The following is a 22177-nucleotide window of genomic DNA, read 5'->3' on the forward strand; positions in this document are numbered from 1 at the left end:
CAAACGGCCGGCAGCGAGGAGCAGATCACCGGAACCCCAGATTCTGTCAGCCCACCAACTGCTCAGGCGGCATCGGCTTGGCATAGAGATACCCCTGGATAACATGGCAACCCAGCGTTTCCAGGAACTGCTGCTGTTCTTCGGTCTCGACTCCCTCGGCAACCAGCTCCAGCCGCATCGAGTGTGCCATTGCCACCACGGCAGCAATGACGGCCTCCGATTTGACCTGTCCGATGCGCGAAACAAAGAAACGGTCAATCTTGAGCACATTGATCGGGCATTCAATCAAGCGCTGGAGGGAGGAGTGTTCCATCCCGAAATCGTCGATAGCGATGTGTATGCCGTGATGCCGAAGTTCGCGCAGATTTTCGACCACCACATCGTATTGCCGGATCAGCGCGCGCTCCGTAATTTCGATTTCCAGCCGTCCGGGTGAAAGCCCGGCCTCCTCCAGCGCCTTGAGCACAGTCGGTACAAATTCCGTACCCAGCAAATCCAGCGTCGATACATTGATCGCTATACGATCAAAATCGAATCCTTGCTGCTCCCACAAGGCACCCTGCCGGCACGCAGTGCGCAGCACCCAGGAATCGATACTGCTCAGAATGCCGGAAAGTTCGGCCACATCGAGAAATTCCCCCGGCGATAGTAGACCGCGCTCAGGATGCTGCCATCGCAGCAATGCCTCGACGCCCGCCAGTCGTGCATTCCGCAAATCATGGCGCGGCTGGTAATGCAGGCAGAATTGCTCTTGCGCGAGAGCATTGCGCAACTCGTACTCCAGCAATGTGCGTCGCATGATCAGCCGGTGCATGTCGTCCGCATAGAAATGGTAGCGATTACCCCCCTGGCTCTTGGCCTGATACATGGCCAGGTCTGCCTGCTGGATAAGCTGCTCGGCATCGGCATCTTCCGACAGCAGTGAAATGCCGATGCTGGTGCCTACATGAAGGTAATTGCCGCCAACATTGATCGGCTGACTCAGGCTCTCCAGAATGCTCAGGGCAATCCGCTCGGCATTGCGCGGTGATTCGATCTGGTTGGCAATCACGGCGAACTCGTCGCCCCCCAATCGCGCCACGGTATCGTTCGAACGAATGCATCCTGAAATGCAGTGCGCAACCGCACACAGCAGTTCGTCGCCAACGGTATGCCCCAATGTGTCGTTGACTTGCTTGAAGTTGTCCAGATCGAAAAACAGCACGGCAACCATACGATTGGTATGGGTCGACTGTTCAATGGCACTGATCAGGTTCTGACGGAACCGTTCGCGATTAGGCAATCCGGTCAACGGATCATGTTCGGCAAGATGTCGTGCCTGTTGCTCGGCCTGACGCCGATCGGCAATTTCCACCTGCAGTTGCGTATTGGTCGACAGCAGCGCATCGGTGCGTTTTTGCACCAGGTCTTCCAGATGGTCGCGAACCTGGCGCAATTCGTTTTCGGTATGCTGCCGCTCCGTGATTTCATCTTCCAGCTTTTCCATCTGCTCGGTCACATGACTGGCTAACTGATCGAAAGAACTGGCCAGCTCGCCCATTTCATCGCGAACGGGCTGGTTGAAGCGAAAATCGCGGTCGCCGCTGCGGAAACGGGCGATGCCGTTTACCAGATAGGTGATCCGCCGCGTCAGGTAAGAGGCCATCCAGAAAGCAATCAGGATGACGGCCAGCGCCATCAGCAGTGTAGAGCCCCCCAAGCTGAGCGCCGTATTTTTCAGGTTGGTCCTGACTGCTTCCAGAGTCTCGGATGCCTGCGATTGCATGTCTGACTCAGTAACCCGGATCAGATCGTCGATTTTTTCCTTGGTCACGGTTGCTGGCCGGTGGAATTCATCCACGTTTGCACCGATGGTGACAATCCCGAAACCGCGCGGGGTTTGGCCATACTGGCCGGTGTGATAGGGAATGGCCGCTGCCGTGGTCAGTTTCCACAGCCCGCTCCAGAGAATCAGGAACGATCCGGAACCGCCGTTTTGGGTTACATCGAACCAGCCGATGCACTGCGGTGCGAAATTCAGATAGCGGCAATCCAGACCGAGCTGCCCTTTACGACTCTGTTCGGTAGCCGGCTTCTTGTCCAGCCCCTGCTCCCTGAAGGTTGGAACCGCGGACATGAACTCCCGGTAGGGTTTTCCGCTCTTCTGCCAATCGGCATAGATGCGGTCTTCCAGCCACGCCGGCACCGGCTCGCCCGTTTGCGGATCGAACCCCGGAATGAAGTAATGACGGGGGTGCGCAATGCTGCGGCCTTGATGGTCCCAGATGAAGGCGTAATTGCCTGCCGCGGCATCGGGAATATCCGAATACCGCTCTTCGGTCGGCACCTGATGGTCGGTAAACTCCATCACGTGATCGTGGTCGAGTGCCAGCGTGACATAACCGATGATCCGGCCACTGCGCACGACGGGCGTAGCCCAACGGATCAGGCCCTTGAAACGTTGGCCAACCGGGTTTTCCTTGCCGGCATAGGCTGCATTCTGTGGTTCATAGGGGATCCCCGCCTTCTTGGCACTCTCCGGCGTATAGTGCCCAACGACCCGCGAGCCCACATAGGCGCCGATGACATCGGAAACATAAATCTCGCCCGGCTTCAGCTTCTTGAGCGCGGCGAAATAGTTTTCTGCCCGCACATAAGTGTTGCGCGGTTGGGAAATGTCTTTCAGTTCCGGCGAAAGCCTCGGCGAACTGGTCACCTTGATCGACTCGCGACCATCAAGATCAACAAAACTGATTTCCAGATAAAGCGGTCGCAATTCTTCCTTGCCGAACCGCTCCTGCGGCCGGTAATGCAGCTCTTTCGTGCTGGACTTCAAGCTGAAGTTGATTGAATCCTCGACCTTGTGCATACGGGCCGCTTGCCAGGATTTCCCGTCTGGGGCCAACTCCCACTCCCCGTGGTCAACCAGTTTGCCTTTTCTGGCTTCAATAAAGCGCCGATAGATTTCTTTATCCGGCGCCAGTGATGCAGCAAGCCGGATATCGTCGTCACGCGCATACAGGAAGGAAGCCACCCGTTGCGCCGTATCGGTTGTCATGCGTTCGATGTCGTCACGTGCCCGCGTATCGAGGGCACGAACCGAATCGGCCACGGCCATCTCGCCGACCTCGGCCACAGCCTTGTTGGCCCGAGCGGACAAATCATTGGCACGCGACAGGAAGTGTTGCCCCAGATTACTGGCTTGGGACCAGGCCAGCCAGGCGAGCAGTATCAGCGGCAATATCTTGATGAGGATGAACAATGCCACGAGCTTGGCACGGATGCCCGGATGGATTGCGTCAAAACGCGCCCGGATGCGTTCCCGCAGATGGTCCAGCGTCTTTTTCATGCCGCGCCTATGGAAAACTCATAATTGTGTGGTTGCCGATCCGACTTTCTTCGTACGGTAAACACATGACATGCAGGCTCTGCCTCACTGCCAGCCCTACCGAAATACACAAATTATTTATAGTCAATCGATTGCGATGCCGCCCGTTCATCGCTTTGTCGACACAACAATCCGGATCTGAATGAAAAAACGGGGTGCAGAAAATCTGCACCCCGTTTTGTCCGGTGTTTTAGCCTTAGAGCCTGTTCACAATCTGTCGCGAGAAACCGTCAACGTGGTGAAGAGCCGCGCATGAGCCCCGATCACGGCTTCACAGCAAGATATTGAGCAGGTTCTTACAGGCCCTTCACGGCATAAATGGCCAGCGTATTGCGCCAGTAATCCTGGTAATCCATGCCACAGCCGAACAGGAAGCGATCTTCGACCTCCATGCCCACGAAATCCGCCTTGATACCCGGCGCTTTGCGATCATGCTGCTTGTCGATCAGAACGGCGACCAACACTTCCTTGGCGCCCTGCGCCTTGCAATATTCCACGATGGCGGCCAGCGTGTGGCCTTCGTCCAGGATGTCATCGACGATCACCACGGTCCGGCCGCGCATGTCGCCACGCGGTGGCACTTTCCACTCGATCTCTCCGCCGCTTGTTTCCATGCGGTAACGTGTGGCATGCAGATAGGACATCTGCAACGGCAGTTTCAGCCTGGGCAACAAATGTCCGGCAAGTATCATGCCTCCGTTGAGTACGGTGTATATGATCGGGTTGGCATGACGCAAACACGCGGTCATGTCTGCCCCCATGCGGTCGATGGCTGCCAGCACTTCCTGTTCGTCATGCAGGCAATCTGCGTTTTCCAAAATGGATTCGATTTGCGGGAGTTCCAAAGTCACGATACCAGTTCCAAAAAATCAATGGCCTTCAAAATCACATACGGTAAACAGCGGGATGCCCTGCTCGCGGATCAGTTTCGATCCACCCAGCTCCGGCAAATCGACGATTGCCGCAGTCTCCACCACTTTGGCGCCGATGCGGTCGAGCAGCTTGGCTGCCGCCAGCATGGTACCTCCGGTGGCAACCAGATCGTCGATCAACAGGATGCGATCCCCTGCCGTGCAGGCATCGGTATGGATTTCGACGGTGGCCGAACCATATTCAAGCTCATATTCCTCGGCTACGGTATCGAAGGGCAACTTGCCCTTCTTGCGTACCGGAATGAATCCGAGATTGAGCTCATAAGCCACGACGGCACCAAGGATAAAGCCGCGGGCATCCACGCCGGCTACATAGTCCAGCTTCTGGTCCATGTAGCGGTGAACGAACACGTCCACCAGCACGCGAAAAGTCTTCTTGTCCTGCAACAGCGGGGTGATATCGCGGAACATGATGCCGGGCTGGGGCCAGTCCGGCACCGTGCGGATGCGTTCGCGGATGTATTCGGCGTAAAAGGGCTTTTCCATGATGCGGCGTCGGTTATCCAAAATAGGCGAACTTTACCAGCCACAGCGCCGCAATGACCACTACCGCGATGGAAAGATCCTTGAAACGGCCGGCCAGTGCCTTGATGCCCACATAGCTGATGAAGCCGAAGGCAATGCCGTCTGCGATCGAGAAGGTAAACGGCATCGCAAACGCGGTCATCACGGCCGGAGCCGATTCGGTCAGGTCATCCCACTCGATTTCAGCCAGGCCGCGAGCCATCAGCACGGCTACGTAGCAGAGCGCCGGGGCGGTGGCGAAAGCGGGAACGGAACCGGCCAGCGGCGCAAAGAACAGCGCCGCGAGGAACAGGATGGCCACGACCAGCGAGGTCAGGCCGGTGCGGCCGCCTACTGCCGTACCTGCAGCCGATTCGATGTACGCGGTCGTTGAAGAAGTACCCAGCACAGCACCGGCGGCAATCGCCACGCTGTCAGCCAGCAGGGCTTTCTTCAGGCGCGGCAGCTTGCCGTCCTTGTCGAGCAGGCCCGCGCGATGCGAAACGCCGATCAACGTACCGGTGGTATCGAACAGATCCACGAAGAAGAACACGAAAATCACGCCGAGCAGGCCCGCATTCAGCGCGCCGGAAAGGTCCATCTGCATGAAGGTCGGTGCGATTGAGGGCGGCAGGGAGGCCACGCCGCCAAACTTGGAAAGCCCCATGGCGATGGAAAGCACGGTCACCGACATGATGCCGATGATGATGGAGCCCGGCACCTTGCGGTATTCGAGCGCCACGATCAGGAAAAAACCCATGATAGCCAACAGGCAGGAAGGCTCGTGGATCTTGCCCAGCGTGACCAGCGTTGCGGGCGAACCAACAATGATGCCGGCGTTTTTCAGGGCGATAATCGCCAGGAACATGCCTACGCCGGCGGAAATGGCGAGCTTCAGCGAATGCGGAATCGCATTGACGATGGCTTCACGAACCTTGAACAGACTCACGGCCAGAAAGATGATACCCGAGATGAAAACCGCCCCCAGCGCCACTTGCCAAGTCGTGCCCATCCCCTTGCACACGGTAAAGGTGAAGTAGGCATTCAGCCCCATGCCGGGCGCCAGTGCGATCGGATAATTGGCGACCAGCGCCATGATGCCGGTACCTAGCGCTGCTGCGAGGCAGGTGGCGACGAATACGGCATTGAAATCCATGCCGGAAATGGAAAGAATCGACGGATTGACGAAGACGATATAGGCCATCGTCAGAAAGGTGGTAAAACCGGCGATGACTTCGGTTTTGACGTTAGTGCCGTTTTCCTTGAGCTTGAACAGCCTTTCCAGCATGGGTGTTCCCCTGTTAAATAAATGAAGAAAGACCAGCCGGCTTGCGCCGACCGGTCGGTCCTGTCTGCGGATCGTGCGTCTCGAGACTGTTCACATGAATGACAGATCTCAGATTTGGGTGCCGACTCCGCAGAGCGCCAGCGTCCCCAGCAAAGCAAAAACAGCACAGGCTGCAAAGCGTACATATCGCAGCACATGCATGCGCGCGGAAATCCAGGTTCCGAGCAGTACTGCCGGCACGTTCGCCAGCATCATGCCCAGCGTCGTTCCCATGACCACCGCCCAGAGCGGCGAATATTTCACCGCCAAAGCGACTGTTGCAATTTGCGTCTTGTCGCCGATTTCCGCGATAAAGAATGCAATGGTGGTGGCAAGAAACGCTCCATAGGGCTTGAGTTGCGCTTCGTCTTCCTCGAATTTATCCGGGATTAGCGCCCAGCCCGCAATAGCGATAAACCCCAAGCCGACGATCCAGCGCAACGCGGCAGGAGAAATCAGGTGGGCCACCCACTGCCCCAGCCAGCCGGCGGCGAAGTGGTTGAGCGTCGTTGCTACAAATATCCCCAGAATGATCGGCCACGGCTTGCGAAAACGCGCGGCCAGAATCAGGGACAACAACTGGGTCTTGTCACCCATTTCGGCAATGGTGACAACACCGGTAGAAAGCAGGAAAGTTTCCATGAACGGGATTCCAGGGGCAGGCAGGCGACACGAGGCCGTTCGCCGCGGCCCACCCCATGAGCGCAGCAAACAAACCTCGGGTCTTGTCAAACCGGTCATTACCGGCCGGATGCGCCATGGGCAAGCCCAAGTCTGTTGACGCATCCCCGCATCTGGTGCGGCGACTACTCCCCCGACGGGAAAAACGCGCGCATTGTATCCTTACAACTAGCGGCCGGCAAGTTCGGGAATGGCCGATGGTTGGAGCAAGGCGCGAATCTCGTCCAGAATCCCGGCGCAGGCATCTTCGACCAGATCGAGAACGTGCTCGAATCCCTCCGCCCCACCGTAATACGGATCGGGCACTTCCCCGACCGATGCGCCTTGCGCATATTCCAGAAACAGGCGGACTTTGGATTTGTGTTCCGCCGGACACAAGCGATTCAGGACAGCAAAGTGGCTGCGGTCCATGGCCAGAATCAGGTCGTGGCGATGAAAATCTTCAGGCCCAACCTGCCGCGCACGCAACCCGGAAAGGTCATAACCGCGGCGCTGGGCATGCTGCTGCGCCCGTTGATCGGGTGCCTGGCCGACGTGGTAGCCCTGGGTTCCGGCCGAATCGACCTCCACCGTGCCATCCAGTTGGGCAGAGCTGACCAGTTTACGCAAAACACCGTCGGCCGTCGGGCTGCGGCAGATGTTGCCGGTACAGACGAACAAAACAGAAAATTTTTTCATTTCAGCGTGTTGCGTCCAAGATAGGGTGAACAGAAGTCCGCCTTTTGATTGCGGATGAACTGGTAATGCATTGGGGGTAGTCTACCACCGCCGATGACTAAAGTAAGGAAGATGCTTACACCTGTTTGCCAATTTTTTCCGGGAACTGTGTACTGTTTCCTGCCGGCATCCCGGGTAGACTTCCGGTTTACGCAACAGGTACTTCCATGCAATCCGGTATCCTGCGCGCATTGGGCGCCTATCTGATCTGGTCGTTGTTCCCCATCTACTTCAAGGCACTGCAAGCTATCCCGCCGCAGGAAGTCCTGCTGCATCGCATGGCCTGGTCGGTGCTTTTCCTGTTTGCCATCCTGCTGGTCAGGCGCAACTGGAAATGGTTGTGGAGCGCCCTGCAAGACCCCACAACCCTCAAGACGTTTTCACTGAGTGCGCTTCTCATTTCGGCCAACTGGTATGTCTACATCTGGGCCGTACAGGAAAACCGCGTGGTGGATGCCAGCCTCGGCTATTTCATCAACCCCTTGTTCAACGTATTGCTGGGCGTTTTCTTGTTGCGCGAACGCCTGCGCCCCGTGCAATGGACGGCGATTGCCCTTGCCGCCGCGGGCGTACTGTGGCTGACCGTAAAGGCCGGCCAGCTTCCCTGGATTGCGTTGTCGCTGGCCGCAACGTTCGGCACCTATGGCCTGATCCGCAAGACCGCACACCTGGGCGCGCAGGAAGGGCTGATGGTCGAAACCGCCCTGCTTTTCCCTTTCGCGACAGCGCTGCTGGCCTGGTTGGCAGCAACAGGCCAAAGCGGGTTCGTGAACGAGGGCTGGCACTACCGCTCCTTGCTGATCCTGGCTGGCCCCCTCACCGTGATCCCGCTGCTGTTGTATGCTTCCGGCGCGCGGCGGATTCCCTATTCACTGATGGGGATTTTGCAATATGTCACGCCGACGGTTCAGTTCATGCTGGGCGTTTTCCTGTGGCATGAACCGTTCAACCAGACGAAACTGGTCGGATTTTCCTTCATCTGGTTGGGGCTGGCGCTTTACACTGCCGAAAGTCTGATCACCTCGCAATTACGAAAGAAGCCATGCTGAGTTACCGCCACGCATTTCACGCCGGCAACCATGCCGACGTGCTCAAGCACTGTATCGAACTGTCACTGCTGGATTACCTGAACCAGAAAGACAAACCCTGGTGGTATGTGGACACTCATGCCGGCGCAGGTTGTTATGAACTGACCAAGGGCTATGCCGCCAAGAACGCCGAATACGAAACCGGCATCGCCCGGCTGTGGGAAAGAAAAGATTTGCCCCCGGCTCTGGGCCGCTATGTCGAGCTGGTGCGCAGTTTCAACCCGGACGGAAAACTGCATTTCTATCCGGGTTCGCCGCTGGTTGCGCTCCAAACTCTCCGCGAGGAAGACCGCCTGCGTCTTTTCGAACTGCACCCCAGCGACCATACCCTGCTGGCCGAGAATTTCGCCGAAGCAAGAAAGAAGACCATTATCCAGCAAACGGACGGCTTTGCCGGATTGCGCTCCGTTCTCCCGCCCCCACCGCGCCGGGCACTGGTGCTGATCGACCCGCCTTTCGAGGACAAAAGCGATTACCGGACCGTAATCACCGCTTTGCAGGATGCACTCAAGCGTTTTGCCACCGGCATCTATGCCGTCTGGTTCCCGCACCTGCAACGCCGCGAAATCGCCGAGTTGACCGCTGCACTGAAAACGCTGCCGTGCAAGAGTTGGTTGCATGCCGGATTGAATGTCCAGACGCCTTCGGCCGACGGCTTCGGGATGCATGGCAGCAGCATGTTCATCCTCAACCCGCCCTGGACACTCCATCAGGCGCTGCAAGAGGTTCTGCCTTACCTGGTCGAGTCACTCGGACAGGACAAAGGGGCCGGATATGTACTGGAACAGGTCGAAAACTGAGGCTTGCGGTTACGGAATTCCCGTTGGGCACGCCCTGAATCAAAACTGATCGCGCAAATTCCTTCGCAATGTGCCAATCTTGATTCAGGGTCTTGTCGCTCGATCAAGGATGGTCCATGTACGCGGAAGAAGTCGATTTTTCGATATTGCCCGAGGTGCTCGTCGAAGTTCAGGAACACTTGAACGAGCTGGAGCGCGATCTGCACCGCCTGGTGCAAGATCCGGTGTCGAACGACTTGCTGTCGAGCGCATTCCGGCACATGCACACGATCAAGGGCGATTTCAGCTATTGCCATGCCGCACCGATCGCCGATTTCGTGCATCAGCTGGAAGGCGTGCTGCAAAGCCTGCGCGAGCGCAAGTTCCAGTGCTCGGCACTGGTAGCCGAAGCGCTGGTGCAAAGCATGGACCAGGTCCAGTCCATGATGGACACATTGGCACGCAGCAAACGCTTTGACGGCATTGCGCGCGGCGTTTTGACCGGCCATATCAAGCAACTCGCCCAAGCACGCGGGCAGGAGTCGGCAGATCAGGCGGCTCGGCAGATTCTGCTCACGATCCACGATGAATTTCTCGGGGAACGTGACGCTGAAGTGGCCAGTGCACCGGCTGTTTCGGCAGAAAGCATCGTTCGCGCCACGGCGCTGGGCGAACAACTTGCCCAAGGTCTGGCGCTACGCATGCCGCGCTGGAAAAACCGGATTCATCAGCAGCGCAATCTGGTCTTGGCCCTGAACGAACGCTACCCGTTCCCGACCCCACCCGAAACACTGACCATCGCTGTTTACTGGCATGACGTCGGGCTGCTTGCAGCTCCCGATGCCCATCTGCAATCGCCGCCTCAACCCAAATCGCCGGACTGGGCAGCCTATTCGGCGCACCCGGAGCGCGCGGCGACCTGGCTGTTGAGCATCGCCCCGGATTGCACCGAGGTAGCGCAGATCATCCGCCAGCATCACCTCTGGGCCAACGGCGCGGGCATCGCCGCGCCAGCCTATGGCCTGCCGCCGCACCAAGGCGCCATGATGCTCGCCTGTGCCGACATGCTGCATGACAATGTGGCCGGGCTCAGCGGCGAAGACTACCGTCGCGGCGTACTGCGCACGCTGTTCGACGTAACCGGCGGGCTGGAAACCCGGTTCGACGCCGCCCTGATCAATGCCTTCGAAGCCGTGGCGCATGACCTGACACAACCAACCGGTTAAACGGCAATTGCCCGTCTTTATCACCGGGTGTCTTGAAAACTTTCCGGCCAAGCCCATCTTCGACGCAAAGACCAGTTTTTCACGAGGGTTATCATGCGTTTCGACAAACTCACGACCAAATTCCAGCAAGCCTTTGCCGATGCCCAGAGCCTCGCGCTGGCTCACGACAACGCCGCCATCGAGCCGCAGCATCTGCTGCTGGCGCTGCTCAACGATACCGACTCGGGCGCAGCCTCCCTGCTCTCCCGCGCCGGGGTCAACGTCGCGCCGTTCAAGACCGTGCTGGAACTTGCCATCAAACGCCTGCCCAAGGTGGAAGGCGTGGATGGCGAGATCACGGTTTCGCGCGATCTCAACAACCTGCTCAACCTGACCGACAAGGCAGCCACCAAGCGCGGCGACCAGTTCATTTCCAGTGACCTGTTCCTGCTCGCCCTCACCGAAGACAAAGGCGAGACTGGCAAGCTGCTCAAGCAGCATGGTGGCAAGCCGGAAGCCATCGCGGCGGCCATTGAAGCCGTACGCGGCGGCGCGAGCGTGGACAGCGCCGATGCCGAGCAGAAGCGCGAGGCGCTCACCAAATACTGCATCGACCTCACCGAGCGAGCCCGCGCCGGCAAGCTCGACCCCGTCATCGGCCGCGACGACGAAATCCGCCGTGCCGTGCAAGTCTTGCAGCGCCGCACCAAGAACAATCCGGTGCTGATCGGCGAACCGGGCGTGGGCAAGACCGCCATCGTCGAAGGGCTGGCGCAGCGCATCGTCAACGGAGAAGTGCCGGAATCGCTCAAGCACAAGAAAGTGCTGTCACTGGATCTGGCGTCCCTGATCGCCGGGGCCAAATATCGCGGCGAATTCGAGGAGCGCCTGAAAGCGGTGCTCAACGAGCTCGCCAAGGACGAAGGCAACAACATCGTTTTCATCGACGAGCTGCACACGCTGGTCGGCGCGGGCAAGGCCGAGGGCGCGATGGATGCCGGCAACATGCTCAAACCGGCCCTGGCTCGCGGCGAGCTGCACTGCATCGGCGCGACCACGCTCGACGAATACCGCAAGTACATCGAAAAGGATGCCGCGCTGGAACGCCGCTTCCAGAAAGTATTGGTTGAAGAACCCAACGTCGAGGACACCATCGCGATCCTGCGCGGTCTCAAGGAAAAATACGAAATCCACCACGGCGTGGGAATCACCGACCCGGCCATTGTCGCGGCGGCAGAGCTGTCGCACCGCTATATCACCGACCGCTTCCTGCCCGACAAGGCCATCGACCTGATCGACGAGGCGGCAAGCCGCATCAAGATGGAAATCGACTCCAAGCCGGAGGTCATGGACAAGCTCGACCGGCGGCTCATCCAGCTCAAGATCGAGCGCGAAGCGGTCAAGCGCGAGAAAGACGAAGCCTCGCAGAAACGACTGGCGCTGCTCGAAGAGGAAATCGCGCGCCACGAGAAGGAATATTCCGACCTCGAAGAAATCTGGAAAGCCGAAAAGGCCACCGTGCTTGGCAGCCAGTCGGTCAAGGAAGAAATCGAGAAAATCCGCCAGCAGATGGACGAAGCGCGGCGCAAGGGTGACTGGCAGAAAGCCTCCGAGCTGCAATATGGGCAGTTGCCACAACTCGAAGCCCGCCTCAAGGCCGCCGAGGCCGGCGAAGCGCATGAAACCAAACTGCTGCGCACCCAGGTCGGCACCGAGGAAATCGCCGAGGTCGTCAGCCGCGCCACCGGTATCCCGGTCAGCAAGATGTTGCGCGGCGAGCGCGAAAAGCTGCTGCGCATGGAAGACCACATCCACCAGCGCGTGGTCGGGCAGGACGAAGCGGTGCGTCTGGTTTCCGATGCGATCCGCCGTTCGCGCTCCGGTTTGTCAGACCCCAACCGCCCTTATGGATCGTTCCTGTTCCTCGGCCCGACCGGCGTGGGCAAGACCGAGCTGTGCAAGGCGCTCGCCGAATTCCTGTTCGATTCGGAAGAACACCTGATCCGCATCGACATGAGCGAGTTCATGGAGAAACACTCGGTATCCCGCCTGATCGGCGCGCCCCCCGGCTATGTTGGCTATGAGGAAGGAGGCCACCTGACCGAAGCCGTGCGCCGCCGCCCCTACTCCGTGATCCTGCTCGACGAAGTGGAAAAAGCGCACCCGGATGTCTTCAACGTGCTGCTGCAAGTGCTCGACGACGGCCGCCTCACCGACGGACAGGGCCACACGGTCGACTTCAAGAACACCGTGGTCGTCATGACCAGCAACCTCGGCAGCGAGCACATCCAGGCCATGGCCGGCAGCGATTACCAGTTGATCAAGCTGCAGGTCATGGCCGAGGTCAAGGCGAGCTTCCGCCCGGAATTCATCAACCGCATCGACGAGGTGGTAGTGTTTCACGGGCTGGACCAGAAACACATCCGCAACATCGCCCGCATCCAGCTCAAGCGCCTGGAATCGCGGCTGGCGCAACTGGAAATGGGCCTGCACGCCACCGATGCCGCGCTCGACCAGGTCGCCCAAGCCGGCTTCGACCCGGTCTACGGCGCTCGCCCGCTCAAGCGCGCAATCCAGAGCGAGATCGAAAACCCGCTGGCGAAGATGATTCTCAACGGCGAATACCTGCCCAAGGATATCGTGAAAGTGGATGCCCAGAACGGAGCAATTGTCTTTGCCAAGGAAAGTTGATTCGCTCGCTTTTGACCAGTAAAGAAATGGGGCCGGCAATACCGGCCCCATCCACTTTCGTCATGCCGGCACAGGCCGGCATCCAGAGACTTTGCCTTGGATAGAATCAGGACTCTTCGATCTTGAACCCGCGCTTGGCCAGCGCTGCCTTCATCGTCGGGCGGTAATTGCGGCTGTAATTGCCCGACAGCCCGTTGGACCAATTTAGCCCATCCGGTCGGCCGATCTGCTGCCAGTATTCGACCAGCGTCTGGTCATACGCCTCGATGGCCTGCGGTAAACCGGCTGCCTGATAGGTTTCGTTGTGGCGGAAGGTGCTCACCGGCAGGCGCGGCTTCAGCGGCAACTGGCTCGCCACATGGCCCACGGCCAGCCCGAGGATCACGAAGGTCCGCTCCGGCAGCTCCAGCAATTCGGCCACCGCTTGCACATCGGCGCGCACGCCGCCAATCGCTACGCAGCCCAGTCCTTGCGCATTGACGGCCGTCGCCATCGAAGCCAGCACGATCCCCGCATCGGTCGAAACCGCCATCACGCCTTCCAGGCACTCGTTGATGACCTGCTGTTTGCCAGCACGCTCGACCGCCAGCCCGGTCTTGTAGTAATCCGCCACGATGCAGAGAAACACCGGCGCTTTGACAATCCACGGCTGCCCACCCGCGAGCTCGGCGATGCGAGCGCGCTTGGCCGCATCGCGCACCACCACGACGGAAATGTTCTGCGAATTCATGGTCGTCGGCGCACGCTGACCGGCGAGCAGGATCGCCTCCAGCATCGCCTCGCTGACGGGTTCATCGGTGTAATTGCGCTCGCTGCGACGCTGGGTGAGGAGTTCGAGGGTGGGGTTCATGGGGTTCCTTTCCGAGATAAAACGGGGACAATTCATTCAATTCCGGACAATCGTAGTGCGGGTTAGGCGCCGCCGTAACCCGCAAAATTCATTTCAAATCAACGCAGCAGATAATTGATATGGCATTCCGCGCGGGTTCCCGATGGGAACCACGCCCTACGAAACCCAGCCTACTTGGCTGAGAGCAAGGCAACGAGCTGCCTTTGAATCTGTGCGTCACTCGTAGCAATTTCTAAGCGTGGATTCATAGCCCATTGCGACGCATGAACCAAGAGATTTCTAGCTTCCGAGCTGGCCATGAACGAGAAGCTGATGATCGTTCCGATAATCTTCTTGTGCCTTCTCTGGTAAACCCGCTGCCAGATATGAGAGTGCTCCTCGATAAACCGATCCATCATGCTATCCACAGATGCCAACAGCTCGTCATCGTTTCGCGTCACAAAGATCGTATCGCCCCGATTCAAAATTTTTGAAACATCCAAAGCCACAATCCCACGGTGACCAGAACCAATTGCCCCTTCAAGTATTGCTTCTAACTGACTGGACGCCTTTCGAGTATTGCTTTCAATCTTGGCGATGGTCGTTACGCGCTTGCACTCGACCCATATCTTTTTTCCACTCAGGCTGATACCTGTATCGGACTTGGCGTCGAGAATGGCCTCAATACCTCTACCAGGGCGATGTGCCTTTGCTGCAACTGCAGCTTCAAAAAGGAAGTTACGAGCAGTAGTAGATTCGGATGTTTCGTCCGCTGCGTTAATTGGCCCATTTACAGCTTTTTGAAGCTTCTCAATGATAGATGTGATTTGATGGACTGGCACGTCCCCGAACGCTTTAAAGATGCTCACGAAGTCAGATATTTCAAACATTGAACTAACGAAGTCAGGGAATATCTGTCGCCCTTCGTCCGCAGTTGCAGTCTTGTATACATCCGTCCAGTACCCAATAATCTTTTCGTAGTGAGATGTTCTTCCTGGGCTCAGTTTTATGCCAAGTCCAGCCATCCACTTCATCGCGGCAGAGTATTGTTCAAAGATGGCTTCGTAAGTTTCGACGGGAATAAGCATGTAAATCTAACTGATATGTAGGCAGCAAGTGCTACCTGATTCATCACGGCCTGCTGCCACCAAACAAGCCATTTACTGCTGCATCAACCCCTGAACATACCGCGCCACTCCCTCCTCCACCGTCAGCATCGGCGCATCGTAGCCGGCGGCGCGCAGGCGGGTGAGGTCGGCTTGGGTGAAGCTCTGGTATTTGCCTTTCAGGGCTTCCGGGAACGGGGTGTATTCGAGGATGCCCTGCTTGACCATTTCTTCGAGCGACAGCGCGGGCTTGCCCTCGAAGGTGCGGCAGGCGTTGACCGAAGCGACGGCAACGTCGTTGAACGGCTGGGCGCGGCCGGAGCCGAGGTTGAAGATGCCGCAGACTTCGGGATGATCGAGGAACCAGAGGTTGACCTTGACTACGTCCTCGACCGAGACGAAGTCGCGCATCTGCCCGCCATTGGGGTAGCCGTCTGCGCCTTCGAAGAGCTTGACCTTGCCAGTTTCGCGGTACTGGTTGAAGTGGTGGAAAGCCACCGAGGCCATGCGCCCCTTGTGCTGTTCGCGCGGGCCGTAGACATTGAAATAGCGGAAACCGGCGACCTGCGCAGTCAGCGATTCCCAGCGCTGGCGCATCACCTGGTCGAACAGCAGCTTGGAATAGCCGTAGACGTTGAGCGGGCCTTCGCAGGCCTCCTCTTCGCGGAAGCCGTGCTTGCCCGCGCCATAGGTAGCGGCGCTGGAGGCATACAGGAACGGAATCTGCTCGGCCTGGCAGAATTCGAGCAGCAGCAACGTGTACTGATAGTTGTTTTCCATCATGTACTTGCCGTTGTGCTCCATCGTGTCGGAGCACGCACCCTGGTGCAGGATGGCGCTGATTTCGCCGTCCCAGTGCCCGCCGACGATTTCGGCGAGGAATTCTTCCTTGTCCACGTAATGCCTGATCTGGCAGTCGACCAGATTGCGGAACTTGTCGCCGCGCGTGAGGTTGTCCACGGCGATGATGTCGGTCTCGCCGCGCGCATTGAGTGCCTTGACCAGGTTGGAGCCGATGAATCCGGCAGCGCCGGTAACCACGATAGCCATGTGAATATCCTCAGTCGATGCGCCAGTCGATCGGCGACTGGCCGTGTTGTTCAAGATAGGTATTGGTTGCGGAAAAATGTCCGTTGCCGATAAAGCCGCGATGAGCCGAGAGCGGCGACGGGTGCGGCGATTCAAGAATCAGGTGCCGGTTCGCGTCGATCAGGGCGCGTTTCTTCTGTGCATGCGCGCCCCAGAGCAGGAATACTCGATGCTCGTATTCGCGTGACAAGCCGGCGATCAGCGCGTCGGTGAATGCTTCCCAGCCTTTCTTGGCGTGGGAGCCGGCCTGGTTGGCGCGTACGGTCAGCGAAGTATTGAGCAGCAATACGCCTTGCGCGGCCCAGCTTTCCAGGCAGCCGTGCCGGGCGGGCGCATGGCCCAGATCGCGGGCAATTTCTTTGTAGATGTTGGCAAGCGAAGGCGGAATACGAATGCCGCGCGGCACGGAAAAGCTCAGGCCATGCGCTTCGCCCTCGCCGTGGTAGGGGTCTTGGCCGACGATCACGACACGTACATCCTGCGGCGCCAGCCCTTGCAGCGCGGCGAACCAGTTTTGCCGGGGTGGGTAGATTTCATGGCCAGCGGCAATTTCGGCCTGCAGAAACGTACCTAGGGCCGACCAAGCCGGAGAATGCATGGCCGCGTGCGCCAAATCCTGCCAGGCGGGCGGAATTTCCTTGGTCAGCCAATTCATGAGCGCGCGCTCCGCTCCAACTGGATGGCGCGGCGGTGGCGGCGGAATACCGTGCGCTCCCACCAGTCGCGAACCGTTTCATCGGCAAGTTGCAGGCGCGTCACGATCTGCCATGCCCCGCCCTGCTCCGAGCAGGATTCGATCTTCGCGGGCAGGGGTAGCAAGAACGGCAACGATTCCGAGAGATTGAGCGCTACAAAACCCGATGCGCCCGTTTCCAGCGGCGTATCGCTGGTCCAGACCAGTTGCTCCAGCCCGATCACGGTTTCGCATGTCGGCGGCATTTCGCTGGCGAGCGCGCGCGCCAGCCACAAGAGCGCCAGGTCCAGCTTGGCATTGATCCCGGTTTGCGCACCGGTTTCATCGTCGCCGCTTTGCTCGAATTCAGCCAGAACGGCCAGATACCTTGACACTTCCAGGTTCGACAACCCGGATTTCGCCCGCCAGGCCAGCGGCAAAACGGCACAAAAATGGACACCTTCAATCGGGGCTGGTTTCATGAGCGCAGGGTGTATAAGATCAGGAATGATTATCCGGGATTATAGCTTCCCGCCCATCCAGAAAAACAAGGAATAACTCATGCGCCCCATCCTGCCATTTGTTCTGATGGTTTCTTTGTTCGGTATTGCCCAAGCCGGCCCTGCCCCGGCCAAGAACGGAAAAAAGGCCGCCCATGCCGCTGAACAACATGAAAAGGGTCACTGGAGCTACTCAGGCCATGGCGGGCCGGCGCACTGGGCCGAGCTCGACCCGGCCTTTGCCGCTTGCGGCATCGGCCGCCAGCAATCGCCGATCAACATCGAGACCGCCTTTGCGCAATCCCTGGATCGCCTGCAGATCCGTTACCAGCCCAACAAGCTGGCCATTCTCAACAACGGCCATACCATCCAGCATCCGGTCGAGCCCGGCAGCCACCTGGAAATCGGCAAGAACCGTTACCAGCTTTTGCAGTTCCACTTCCACGCCCCCAGCGAGGAAGCCATCGGCGGCAAGCGCTACGCCATGGACATCCATCTGGTTCACAAGAACGATGCAGGCCAGTTGGCCGTGTTGACCGTGCTGATCGAACAGGGAAAAAAGGATCACCCGACCTTCAACGAACTCTGGCACAGCATGCCGGGTAACGACGAAACGCGCATCTTCGAGAAGAAACGCTATTCGCCGGCCAATGTCTTGCCTGCCGATCTGAGCTACTGGACGTTCATGGGTTCGCTGACCACGCCGCCCTGCTCGGAAGGCGTACGCTGGCTGGTGCTGAAAACGCCGATCCAGCTTTCCAAGAAACAGATCGACCGCTTCCGCCGTCTTTATCCGATGAATGCCCGGCCGGTGCAGCCGTTGAACGAGCGCGCCGTGCTCGATGCACAATAATCCTAAAACCGATTACGGGCGCGTCTGCCGGACGCGTTCGTACAGGCAAATCGCAGCCGCTGCGGCGACATTGAGCGATTCGATCCCGGCCGCCATCGGAATTCTGAGCCGGACATTGGCCTTAGCCGCCATTTCCGGCGAAACGCCCGCCCCCTCTGCGCCGAAAACCAGCGCCAGACTCCCCGTCAGATCGGTGGCATACAGGTCTGTCGAACCATCGAGCAGGGTCGTGGCAATGCGCCCCTGAAAACGGTCGGCAAATCCGCTCAGATCAGCGCGTTCGACAATGTCCAGCACGGCTTGCGCGCCCATCCCGGCGCGCAAGGTCTTGGGCGACCAGACATCGGCGCAACCGCTGGAAAGCAGCACCTGATCCACGCCAGCCGCAACAGCCGTGCGCAGCATGGAGCCGACGTTCCCCGGATCCTGCACGCCGTCGAGCAGCAGGCAAAAACCGTCGCCGCGCGGTTTGCCGCTTTCCGGAATTTCGACCAGCGCCAGCACGCCGCTCGGGCTGGGCAGTTCGGTCAGTTGAGCGAAAAGCGCAGTATCGAGCAGCACCTGCTGCGCCGCGGTTCGAGCCAGCAAGCCACAGATTTCAGGATCGGCCAAGCCTTCCTGCGTCAGGAACACCTTCTGCACCGCCCGACCGGCATCCAGCCAGGCAGACAGGAGGTGCGCGCCATCAAGCAACGTCTGGCCCGTTTTCAAGCGCTCGCGGCGGTTTTCCGCAAGCTTGCGCATGGCCTTGAACTGCGCATTTTGGGGGGATTGAATCGCGTCCATCTCAGCGGATCGCACTGTGGGTCAGCGCCCGGGTAGTCAGCAGGCAAATTTGCTTGAAATGCTGGTAGTGATGCTCGGTCAACGGGGACTCCTCGCAGTCGGCGAAAATCAGGCCCAGCGGTTTTTCTCCGACGAATACCGACATCGCACAGAAATGCTCTGCCGGATATTGCGCCTGGAAGCCGGCAGGCAACAACGGTCCGAACTGTTTGGCAGTGACCGGATTGAACCAGATGCTTTGCGGCTTTTCGAGCAACCTGACAAAGAGGTGCTGCGCATCCAGTTGAACAACAAGCTGGCGCAACGGGTGCTCCTTAGGCACGCCCAGGACATAACGGGCACGCAACTCTGGCTTGCCCGGCGTCATCAGGTTGAAGACGATGCGTTTCATCCCCAGCCCTTCTGCCAGCGCCCGCACTGTCAATGCCATGATGTCCCTGGCTGCCGCACCGGTCTTACCGGCCAGATGCAACGCCTGCATACGCTGGGAGAGGATATCTGGTACGGGTTTTTCCTGTACCGGTGCGACAGGTGCCGCTTCCGGCGGCTTGGGCCAAGCGCCCGGCAGCATAGGTAACCAGCGCGCAGGCTGATCGATTCCCTCAAAACGCGCCGGATCGCGCGCCATCGTCAGCGCTGCACGACACAGGGCTTGCCAGACTTCGTCCGGCTCCATGTTGAGAATGCCGGCAATGAGATCGACTTCCTGCTGCACCTCTGGCTGCCACCAGCCCTGATTGAAGGCATCGACGAGTTGCATGACTGCCCGCAGCATGGCGACACGCGGTGGTGCCTCGTCGTCTTTCCTTACCAGCTTGCACACCTGCTCCGGCAGCCCGATCCCCTCCAGAAAGGAATCAAGATTTCCGGCCTGCGGGGGAAGTTTTGCATCCATTTTCCCGCCAACAAGCCCGAGCATCTTCATGCAGCGCGAAAGAATGGTCGCCGCTGTGATTTCTTCAGGATGCGCATCGTAGCGCCAATAGGCATAAACCAGCGCCAGACGCGCGGCAAAGCGCGAAAGGAATACCTCGCCGAGAAAAGCCCGGTATTCGTCCGGATATTTCGGCAGCAGAATGCTTTCAACCGTGGGCAAGGCGCTAAAGCGCTCCAGAAAAGGCGCCACCCCCATCAGCATGACGATGTTTTCAATCGACACCACTTCGGCGGCAAGCGACGTTCTTGAACGGTTGCCGATGAAACGCAGCGCCTGCAGCATCAGAAGCGGGTCTTTCTGGACGATCTCGGCCACTTCCGATGTCCGGACACGCTCGGCCCGACGCAACAGCTGTTGCAATTCGGTGCGGGTCGTTTCCAGTATCGGCATAGCGCGGCTTTTCCAGTAAGCCACCCAAGCCTTGCTCTCAGCGTCTCGTTTATCTACATGCGCCATAACAACAATCTGCCATGCTTCCAGTCGTTCAATTCGATGATCTCGTCCGGCTCTTCGCCGGGTACTTCAAAAGTATTGCTGATAAACCATGACCCTGCCCGCATTTCCTGCCGCGCCTTCTGCCACAGCTCCAGCATGGGAACGGGGGAAAGGAAAGCATACAGGACATCGACCCCGGCAAAGGAAACCCGCCGGTAATCTCCGCGTTGCCAGTCAACGCTCGCAGACAAGCGCAGTTTGCCGATCAACCATGGCAACCAGGCATGCTCGATTCCCGACAGGGAAAGATCGGGGCGTGTTCGCGCCAACCAAGCCAGTACGGTGCCGGTGCCCGCCCCCACATCCATGAAACTGGCACCATGAGGAAGTTGTTCGCTTAGCCATGTCAGCGCCTGACGATTGGAGAGATACAAGGGAACGCCGCTGCTGGCCACATGACCGAACACCAGCCAGCTTATCCCGAAAGCAAGAAGGTACCAGCCCGGAGCCAGATCAAGTTGCGAGGCAAAGAAAACCAGGGGGGCAAACAACGCATGAATGACCAGCCACCAGCGCCCCGCCTGCCAGCGCAGCGAAGCTGTCACGCTCCAGAGGATGGCCGGCAGCAAGGCTGCGGACGCGCTCATGTCCAGCAGCACGCCGCTCAACCAGAACAGGGCTCCAACCAACTGGATCAGCAGGAAGCGGCGCACTTGCGGGCGCTGGCTGAAGAAAAAGGACTGCCCCATTGCTGCCGGAGCTATTGGGCAGGAGGTGCGGCAGTCGCCGGAGCTGATGCCGCCGTGACCATTTCGTCCGCAGCACGCCCGGCCTGGAGACGGATGTCTTCTTCGGCTTCCTTGTTGAGCACGACAATGCTGATGCGTCGGTTGATCGGGTTGTAGATATTTTCCTTGTCCAGTGGAATGACATCGCCAAAACCATTGACCCGCAGCACTTTCTGGATGTCCAGCCCGCCAGCGATCAATTCCCTGCGCGAAGTATTGGCCCGGTCAGAGGAAAGCTCCCAGTTGCTGTAACCGCGCTCCCCGCCGGCAAACTGCGTGGCATCGGTATGGCCTGCCAGAGAAATCGTGTTGGGTACTTCGTTCAGAAGTTGGGCAATTTCGTGCAGCACTTCCCGCGCATAAATTTCCAGTTCCGAACTACCCGAACGAAACATCGGACGGTTCTGCTCATCGACGATCTGGATGCGTAACCCCTCGGCGACCATATCCAGACGCATCTGATTACGAAACTGGGCCAGCTTGGTATTGCGCTGCATCTTGTCTTCCATCAGCGCTTCAAATTTTTTCTTCAGTTCGGAAAGGCGCCTGCGGTCTTGCGCCGCATCGCTGGGTTTTACATCACCGGCCTTGACCTGCCCGCCTTGCTTGGTCAGATCCTCCCCACCGCCCTTGATCAGCGAATCGGCATCGCCCGCTCCGCTTCCGCCGGCAGAGGCGACTTTCACAGGATTGGCAAAATAATCCGCAATCCCCTTGAGGTTACCTTTGGAAACCGAACCCAGCAGCCACATCAGCAAAAAGAACGCCATCATGGCCGTCATGAAGTCGGCAAAGGCGATTTTCCATGCGCCACCATGGTGGCCGTGACCACCTTTCTTGATCTTCTTGACGACTATGGGACGTTGGGAATCGTCGCTCACCCTGCTACT

At 58.6% G+C, this 22177-nt stretch carries 20 protein-coding genes and 1 riboswitch; of the genes, 5 read left to right on the forward strand and 15 right to left on the reverse strand.

The window, feature by feature from the left end:
- Positions 1–46 precede the first annotated feature (46 nt).
- The 6 genes from BMZ36_RS04355 to BMZ36_RS04380 form a co-directional block, all read right to left on the reverse strand.
- Positions 47–3328: a putative bifunctional diguanylate cyclase/phosphodiesterase gene (locus BMZ36_RS04355; protein WP_091191870.1), complete on the reverse strand. Its 3282-nt coding sequence runs from the start codon at positions 3326–3328 to the stop codon at positions 47–49.
- A gap of 335 nt (positions 3329–3663) precedes the next feature.
- On the reverse strand, positions 3664–4218 hold the full coding sequence (locus BMZ36_RS04360) for a hypoxanthine-guanine phosphoribosyltransferase (protein ID WP_091191873.1): 555 nt from the start codon (positions 4216–4218) through the stop codon (positions 3664–3666).
- 18 nt (positions 4219–4236) lie between these two features.
- Entirely contained in the window at positions 4237–4785 is a 549-nt protein-coding gene (locus BMZ36_RS04365) for an adenine phosphoribosyltransferase (RefSeq protein WP_091191876.1), read from the reverse strand.
- 13 nt (positions 4786–4798) lie between these two features.
- Positions 4799–6091 (reverse strand): NCS2 family permease, encoded by a 1293-nt coding sequence (locus BMZ36_RS04370; protein ID WP_091191879.1) that lies wholly within the window; start codon positions 6089–6091, stop codon positions 4799–4801.
- A gap of 108 nt (positions 6092–6199) precedes the next feature.
- The gene (locus BMZ36_RS04375) at positions 6200–6772 is read right to left on the reverse strand and encodes a TMEM165/GDT1 family protein (RefSeq protein WP_091191881.1); all 573 of its coding nucleotides are present in this window, start codon (positions 6770–6772) and stop codon (positions 6200–6202) included.
- 14 nt (positions 6773–6786) lie between these two features.
- Positions 6787–6945, reverse strand: a riboswitch (yybP-ykoY riboswitch).
- A gap of 34 nt (positions 6946–6979) precedes the next feature.
- On the reverse strand, positions 6980–7489 hold the full coding sequence (locus BMZ36_RS04380; protein ID WP_091191883.1) for a low molecular weight protein-tyrosine-phosphatase: 510 nt from the start codon (positions 7487–7489) through the stop codon (positions 6980–6982).
- A 206-nt stretch (positions 7490–7695) separates the two neighbouring features.
- Between BMZ36_RS04380 and rarD the strand changes: the two genes are divergently transcribed.
- The 4 genes from rarD (at position 7696) to clpB (ending at position 13291) form a co-directional block, all read left to right on the forward strand.
- The gene (rarD, locus tag BMZ36_RS04385) at positions 7696–8577 is read left to right on the forward strand and encodes an EamA family transporter RarD (RefSeq protein WP_091191886.1); all 882 of its coding nucleotides are present in this window, start codon (positions 7696–7698) and stop codon (positions 8575–8577) included.
- Entirely contained in the window at positions 8571–9416 is an 846-nt protein-coding gene (locus tag BMZ36_RS04390; protein WP_091191888.1) for a 23S rRNA (adenine(2030)-N(6))-methyltransferase RlmJ, read from the forward strand. Before rarD ends, BMZ36_RS04390 begins: the two co-directional genes overlap by 7 nt.
- 116 nt (positions 9417–9532) lie before the next feature.
- Complete coding sequence (locus BMZ36_RS04395; protein WP_091191890.1) at positions 9533–10621, forward strand: Hpt domain-containing protein; 1089 nt, start codon at positions 9533–9535, stop codon at positions 10619–10621.
- 93 nt (positions 10622–10714) lie between these two features.
- Positions 10715–13291 (forward strand): ATP-dependent chaperone ClpB, encoded by a 2577-nt coding sequence (clpB, locus tag BMZ36_RS04400; protein ID WP_091191892.1) that lies wholly within the window; start codon positions 10715–10717, stop codon positions 13289–13291.
- A gap of 106 nt (positions 13292–13397) precedes the next feature.
- Here clpB and BMZ36_RS04405 read toward each other — a convergent pair whose 3' ends face one another.
- The 5 genes from BMZ36_RS04405 to BMZ36_RS04425 all read right to left on the reverse strand — a co-directional run bounded on the left by BMZ36_RS04405 (position 13398) and on the right by BMZ36_RS04425 (position 17470).
- A complete protein-coding gene (locus BMZ36_RS04405; protein ID WP_091191894.1) occupies positions 13398–14141 on the reverse strand; it encodes a nitroreductase family protein in 744 nt (247 codons plus the stop codon).
- Between the two features lie 170 nt (positions 14142–14311).
- Entirely contained in the window at positions 14312–15208 is an 897-nt protein-coding gene (locus BMZ36_RS04410) for a hypothetical protein (RefSeq protein WP_091191896.1), read from the reverse strand.
- Positions 15209–15280: 72 nt separating this feature from the next.
- A complete protein-coding gene (gene rfaD, locus BMZ36_RS04415; protein ID WP_091191898.1) occupies positions 15281–16276 on the reverse strand; it encodes an ADP-glyceromanno-heptose 6-epimerase in 996 nt (331 codons plus the stop codon).
- Between the two features lie 10 nt (positions 16277–16286).
- A complete protein-coding gene (gene ung / locus BMZ36_RS04420) occupies positions 16287–16970 on the reverse strand; it encodes a uracil-DNA glycosylase (protein ID WP_091191901.1) in 684 nt (227 codons plus the stop codon).
- Positions 16967–17470, reverse strand: a complete 504-nt coding sequence (locus BMZ36_RS04425; protein ID WP_091191903.1) for a PilZ domain-containing protein — start codon at positions 17468–17470, stop codon at positions 16967–16969. The genes ung and BMZ36_RS04425 overlap by 4 nt, the downstream gene beginning before the upstream one ends.
- A gap of 79 nt (positions 17471–17549) precedes the next feature.
- Between BMZ36_RS04425 and BMZ36_RS04430 the strand changes: the two genes are divergently transcribed.
- Complete coding sequence (locus BMZ36_RS04430; RefSeq protein WP_091191905.1) at positions 17550–18341, forward strand: carbonic anhydrase; 792 nt, start codon at positions 17550–17552, stop codon at positions 18339–18341.
- Positions 18342–18353: 12 nt separating this feature from the next.
- On the opposite strand, the gene BMZ36_RS04435 is transcribed toward BMZ36_RS04430, so the two are convergent.
- Genes BMZ36_RS04435 through motB form a run of 4 tightly spaced genes read right to left on the reverse strand, consistent with a single transcriptional unit; the run spans position 18354 to position 22168 of the window.
- Positions 18354–19127, reverse strand: a complete 774-nt coding sequence (locus tag BMZ36_RS04435) for a TrmH family RNA methyltransferase (protein ID WP_091191907.1) — start codon at positions 19125–19127, stop codon at positions 18354–18356.
- A 1-nt stretch (position 19128) separates the two neighbouring features.
- Positions 19129–20454, reverse strand: a complete 1326-nt coding sequence (locus tag BMZ36_RS04440) for a hypothetical protein (RefSeq protein WP_091191909.1) — start codon at positions 20452–20454, stop codon at positions 19129–19131.
- A gap of 53 nt (positions 20455–20507) precedes the next feature.
- Positions 20508–21248, reverse strand: a complete 741-nt coding sequence (locus BMZ36_RS04445; RefSeq protein WP_091191912.1) for a class I SAM-dependent methyltransferase — start codon at positions 21246–21248, stop codon at positions 20508–20510.
- 11 nt (positions 21249–21259) lie between these two features.
- Positions 21260–22168, reverse strand: a complete 909-nt coding sequence (gene motB / locus BMZ36_RS04450; RefSeq protein WP_091191914.1) for a flagellar motor protein MotB — start codon at positions 22166–22168, stop codon at positions 21260–21262.
- Positions 22169–22177: the final 9 nt, after the last annotated feature.

The sequence above is a fragment of the Formivibrio citricus genome (assembly GCF_900115065.1).
In the GTDB taxonomy this organism is placed as follows: Bacteria; Pseudomonadota; Gammaproteobacteria; order Burkholderiales; family Chitinibacteraceae; genus Formivibrio; species Formivibrio citricus.

Bases quoted from the DNA above. Each gene is read 5' to 3' on its own strand.
- BMZ36_RS04425 (WP_091191903.1), bottom strand. From the start codon at position 17,470: ATGAAACCAGCCCCGATTGAAGGTGTCCATTTTTGTGCCGTTTTGCCG.
- BMZ36_RS04445 (WP_091191912.1), bottom strand. From the start codon at position 21,248: ATGGGGCAGTCCTTTTTCTTCAGCCAGCGCCCGCAAGTGCGCCGCTTC.
- clpB (WP_091191892.1), top strand. From the start codon at position 10,715: ATGCGTTTCGACAAACTCACGACCAAATTCCAGCAAGCCTTTGCCGAT.
- BMZ36_RS04370 (WP_091191879.1), bottom strand. From the start codon at position 6,091: ATGCTGGAAAGGCTGTTCAAGCTCAAGGAAAACGGCACTAACGTCAAA.
- BMZ36_RS04410 (WP_091191896.1), bottom strand. From the start codon at position 15,208: ATGCTTATTCCCGTCGAAACTTACGAAGCCATCTTTGAACAATACTCT.
- BMZ36_RS04435 (WP_091191907.1), bottom strand. From the start codon at position 19,127: ATGGACGCGATTCAATCCCCCCAAAATGCGCAGTTCAAGGCCATGCGC.
- BMZ36_RS04380 (WP_091191883.1), bottom strand. From the start codon at position 7,489: ATGAAAAAATTTTCTGTTTTGTTCGTCTGTACCGGCAACATCTGCCGC.
- BMZ36_RS04395 (WP_091191890.1), top strand. From the start codon at position 9,533: ATGTACGCGGAAGAAGTCGATTTTTCGATATTGCCCGAGGTGCTCGTC.
- BMZ36_RS04355 (WP_091191870.1), bottom strand. From the start codon at position 3,328: ATGAAAAAGACGCTGGACCATCTGCGGGAACGCATCCGGGCGCGTTTT.
- BMZ36_RS04430 (WP_091191905.1), top strand. From the start codon at position 17,550: ATGCGCCCCATCCTGCCATTTGTTCTGATGGTTTCTTTGTTCGGTATT.
- rfaD (WP_091191898.1), bottom strand. From the start codon at position 16,276: ATGGCTATCGTGGTTACCGGCGCTGCCGGATTCATCGGCTCCAACCTG.
- BMZ36_RS04375 (WP_091191881.1), bottom strand. From the start codon at position 6,772: ATGGAAACTTTCCTGCTTTCTACCGGTGTTGTCACCATTGCCGAAATG.
- BMZ36_RS04365 (WP_091191876.1), bottom strand. From the start codon at position 4,785: ATGGAAAAGCCCTTTTACGCCGAATACATCCGCGAACGCATCCGCACG.
- rarD (WP_091191886.1), top strand. From the start codon at position 7,696: ATGCAATCCGGTATCCTGCGCGCATTGGGCGCCTATCTGATCTGGTCG.
- BMZ36_RS04405 (WP_091191894.1), bottom strand. From the start codon at position 14,141: ATGAACCCCACCCTCGAACTCCTCACCCAGCGTCGCAGCGAGCGCAAT.
- BMZ36_RS04440 (WP_091191909.1), bottom strand. From the start codon at position 20,454: ATGCCGATACTGGAAACGACCCGCACCGAATTGCAACAGCTGTTGCGT.
- ung (WP_091191901.1), bottom strand. From the start codon at position 16,970: ATGAATTGGCTGACCAAGGAAATTCCGCCCGCCTGGCAGGATTTGGCG.
- BMZ36_RS04390 (WP_091191888.1), top strand. From the start codon at position 8,571: ATGCTGAGTTACCGCCACGCATTTCACGCCGGCAACCATGCCGACGTG.